The 261-nt window shown below is 76.6% G+C and carries 1 protein-coding gene; it reads right to left on the reverse strand.

The genetic code is table 11. From position 1 onward, the window contains the following. The coding region (locus tag KZZ06_RS21335; protein WP_219581936.1) for a DUF4132 domain-containing protein at nucleotides 1–261 on the reverse strand (261 nt) is incomplete at both ends.

Below are 261 nucleotides of genomic sequence, written 5' to 3' on the forward strand. Positions count from 1 at the left end.
GGTCCGCGGGTCGGCATCCACGAAGGTGGCCCAGACGAGGCGCTGGGCGAGGTGGCGCACGAGCGGGTGGGCGGCGAAGCAGGGGCCGAACACCGTCGGCTGGACCCGGCGGGCGCCGGCGAGCATCGCCTCCAGGCGGGCCACCTGCAGGCTCTCCACGGCCCGCGCGTCCTTCTTCAGGGCGCTCCAGCGGGCCACCGCCGCCGCGGCCTTGGCGGGCTCGTCGGCCTTGGCGGGCTTGGGCAGGTCCTTGAGCCTCTG

The sequence above is a fragment of the Sulfitobacter sp. CW3 genome, assembly GCF_019392245.1.
In the GTDB taxonomy this organism is placed as follows: Bacteria; Pseudomonadota; Alphaproteobacteria; order Rhodobacterales; family Rhodobacteraceae; genus Sulfitobacter.